This window comes from Serratia sp. (in: enterobacteria) (genome assembly GCF_046715635.1).
Lineage (GTDB): Bacteria > Pseudomonadota > Gammaproteobacteria > Enterobacterales > Enterobacteriaceae > Chania.
This window is the reverse complement of the sequence record NZ_JBKJYW010000291.1, coordinates 1-3,541: the sequence shown is the minus strand read 5'-3', so window position 1 is coordinate 3,541 and position 3,541 is coordinate 1. Positions and strand designations below refer to the sequence as shown.

Below are 3,541 nucleotides of genomic sequence, written 5' to 3'. Positions count from 1 at the left end.
TGCTCGGTAAGGCGGTGGCCGCGAAAACGCTCCACCATCGAGGTGCTGGTCATCACCAACCCCGGCGTACAAAATCCACACTGTACCGCCCCCACATTCACATAAGCCTGCTGTACGGCAGACAGTTTTCCCTGTTTTACCTCGCCCTCGGTGGTGCGGATGGTTTTGCCATCGGCCCAAAGTGCCAGGTAAATACAGGTATCGGTAGCGACATCGTCGATCAATACGGTACAGGCACCACACTCGCCCACGCTGCACCCTTGTTTGACGCTGTTAAGCCCTTGCTGGCGCAGTAACTCCATCAGCGACAGGCGGGGATCGACCTCGAATTGATAGGGGCGGCCATTGATGGTGCAATTGATCAACATGATAACTCTCCTCCTGCGCGTTGGGCCGCCAGGGCCAGCACGCGCTCTGCCAGCGTACGGATAATTTGCATGCGGAACTCTTTGCTGGCGCGCCAGGATGAACGTGGCATCACGTCACGTATGACCGCCTCACGCACGGCGGCGAGCGTTTGCGCATTGAATGGCTGACCCAGAGCTGCGGCCTCGGCATTTGGGGCACGGATCGGCGTTGGGGCCGCTACGCCAAAGGCGATTTTCACCGCGCTAAAGCGGCCATTTTCAATTTTGCAGGCCGCAGCGCAGCCGATGGTGGCAATATCCATCGCACCACGCATGGCGTATTTGTAATAGCTGGCACCAAAGTGCTGATAGTGCAGTGGCTTGAACAGCAACGCCACGGCGATCTCATTTTGCCCCAACGCGACTTTGCCTGGGCCGGTGTGGAATCCCTGGATTGGCGTGCGGCGCAGCCCTGTGGGGGTAGCGATTTCCAGTTCTGCCTCCATTACCACGCAGGGTGAGGCGGAATCCGCGCTGGTGGCCCCGTTGCAGATGTTCCCGCCCAGCGTGGCCATGTTACGCACCTGTGGCCCGGCGATCGTCGCGGCTGCCTCTGCCAGAATCGGGATGTGGCGTTGCACTAACGGCGAATCGATAATCTGGCTAAAGGTGGTGCCACTGCCGATGCGCAGTGTGCCATCCGGCAGCAGCTCGATGCCGTTCAGCTCCTTCAGGCCGTGAATATCCACCAGGTGGCGGTATTTGCCGTTCATATGATGGAGCTGGATCAGCACGTCGGTACCGCCAGCAATCAGCCGGGCCTGCGGATCGGTGGCTAATTGCCGCACGGCATCGTCTATGCTGGTCGCCCGATAATAGTGTGCAATATCGTACATGGTTTTCTCCAGTTACTCGATCAGGCCCGCCTGCGAAAAGTAGCGATACAGCGTTTTGGGCGTCAGCGGTAGTTCATCTATCTTCACGCCGGTTGCCATCCAGATGGCGTTACGGATCGCCGGGGCGGGAGAGATCAGCGGCGGCTCACCCAGTGCCTTGTGCCCATAGGCGGATTGCGGCTCGTAGGTTTCGACAAACGCACAGTCCAACTCTGGCAGATCGAGAATGGTAGGGAACTTGTAATCCAGCAGATTGTTATTGCGCACGATGCCGCTTTGCTCGTCGATGATCATCTCTTCGAACAGCGTCCAGCCGATGCCCATCCCCATGCCGCCATGCACCTGTCCCTCGGCCAGCAGTGGGTTAAGGATCTGCCCGGAATCATGCAGGTTAATGATCTTGTTGATGGTGACCTTACACAACTCAATATCGACGGTGAGGTCAACAAAGGTGCAGCCAAAGGCGGGCGGATTACTGCGGGTTTTGCAGGAAACCTCGGCCATAATCTGCCCGCCGACCTCCTGATCGTAGTGGGCACTCATGGAGACGTCTTGCACAGAGCACAACACTTTTTCCGGCATCTCTTTCAGTACCACCTCGCCGTTGATCACATCGAGTGCCCATTCGGGCTGGCTGCACATATAGGCTGCATGGGTCAGGATCTTGGCACGTAGTTCGGTAGCGGCCTGGCGGACGGCTGGGGCTGCGACATAGCTTTGCCGCGAGGCGAAGGCACCGGGATCGTAGGCGGTAATATCGGTGTCTTGGGTGGAGATAACATAGATGGAAGAGAAGGGGACGCCGATGGTTTGCGCCGCCATTTGTGCAAACACGGTATCCGATCCCTGGCCAATTTCCGTCGCGCCGACTTGCAGATGGACGGTACCGTCCTGGTTCAGTAACAACCGGGCGCTGGCAATCTCGACGCCAACTGGATAGGTATTAGACGCATAGCTAAGGCAGGCCACGCCCACGCCGCGGCGGATGGGGCCACTTTGGTTCAGGCAGGCGGCTCGGCGGGCATCCCAGTCAAACAGTTCCCGGCCTTTTTGCAGGCACTCGATAATACCAGCGCTCTTGATCTCCTTGTGATTGAGCGGATTGACATCCCCCAGGCGGGCGACGTTTTTGAGCCGCAGTTCCAGCGGATCCATCCCCAGTTGGGCGGCGGCTTCGTCAATCATGCATTCCAGGGCAAAGGTCACCTGTGGTGCACCGTAGCCACGCATGGCTCCGGCGTTCGGCAGGTTGGAGTAAAAGGTGGTGGCTTGGTAACCGAAGGCGATACGCGGATACAAATAGGCGATTTTATTGGCCCCGGCGGAAGCAATGGAATGGCCGTGAGAAGCATACCCCCCGGTATTGGAGAGTACCTCCAGGCTATAGGTTTGCAGGATGCCGTCGCGGTTAATGCCCATCTTACCGCTGATGGCGAACGAGTGGCGGGTGCGTGATGCCAAAAAGCACTCTTCGCGGCTCAGCTCGATCTTCACCGGCACGCCGCCGAGTTTCCAAGTCAGGAACGCGGCCATCGGTTCTTCCAGTACGTCCTGCTTATTGCCGAACCCGCCGCCGATATAGGGCTTGATGACACGGATGGATGACCATGGCCGATCCAGCGCCTGGCCCACTACGCGACGTACCAGGTGGGGGATTTGGGTGCTGGAGACGATCACTATGCGATCCATCTCATCCATATAAGCGTAGGAGATCACCCCTTCCAGATGACAATGTTGTACCACCTGCGTGCGGTAGCTGCCTTCGATCACTACCTCTGACGCAGCCAGTGCCGCAACGGGATCGCCGCCACTGAGTTGGTGTTGTTTCAGCAGATTGCTTTGTCCGCCGTGCAACAGTGGCGCATCGGCAGCCAATGCCGTCTCTGCGGTGGTCATCACCGGCAGTTTCTGGTATTCCACCTCGACCAACATGGCGGCTTTTTCCGCCGTTAACGCGTCACCGGCGACCACGATCGCCACGCCATCGCCGTGATGGCGCACATGCTGGGTCAGCAGCCGTTTATCCGCTACGTCACGCTTATTGGCATCCAGCGACCAGGCGTGGCCGGCCGTCGGAAAACCATGCTGCGGCACATCCTGATAAGTGAATATGGCTTCCACCCCCGGCAATTGCAGGGCTTTGCTGGTGTCGATACGCGTAACCAGACCATGGGCAATCGGGCTACGGACATATTTGGCATGACGCATACCGGGCATGGTCATATCGTCGGTATAACGCGCCCGGCCGGTGACTTTGGCTTGCGCATCGACGCGTTCAAGCGACGCTCCTACAGGCAT

The 3,541-nt window shown here is 58.5% G+C and carries 3 protein-coding genes; all 3 read right to left on the bottom strand.

Features of this window, described 5'->3' with window-relative positions; all coding sequences use genetic code 11:
• A partial coding sequence (locus ACLQ7H_RS14400) for a 2Fe-2S iron-sulfur cluster-binding protein (protein WP_411753255.1) occupies window positions 1–368 on the bottom strand: 368 nt, incomplete at its 3' end.
• Complete coding sequence (xdhB, locus tag ACLQ7H_RS14395) at window positions 362–1,243, bottom strand: xanthine dehydrogenase FAD-binding subunit XdhB (RefSeq protein WP_411753254.1); 882 nt, start codon at window positions 1,241–1,243, stop codon at window positions 362–364. The genes ACLQ7H_RS14400 and xdhB, both read right to left, overlap by 7 nt.
• Before the next feature lie 12 nt (window positions 1,244–1,255).
• Window positions 1,256–3,541, bottom strand: a complete 2,286-nt coding sequence (xdhA, locus tag ACLQ7H_RS14390) for a xanthine dehydrogenase molybdenum-binding subunit XdhA (protein WP_411753253.1) — start codon at window positions 3,539–3,541, stop codon at window positions 1,256–1,258.

Bases quoted from the DNA above. Each gene is read 5' to 3' on its own strand.
- xdhB (WP_411753254.1), bottom strand. From the start codon at position 1,243: ATGTACGATATTGCACACTATTATCGGGCGACCAGCATAGACGATGCC.
- xdhA (WP_411753253.1), bottom strand. From the start codon at position 3,541: ATGCCTGTAGGAGCGTCGCTTGAACGCGTCGATGCGCAAGCCAAAGTC.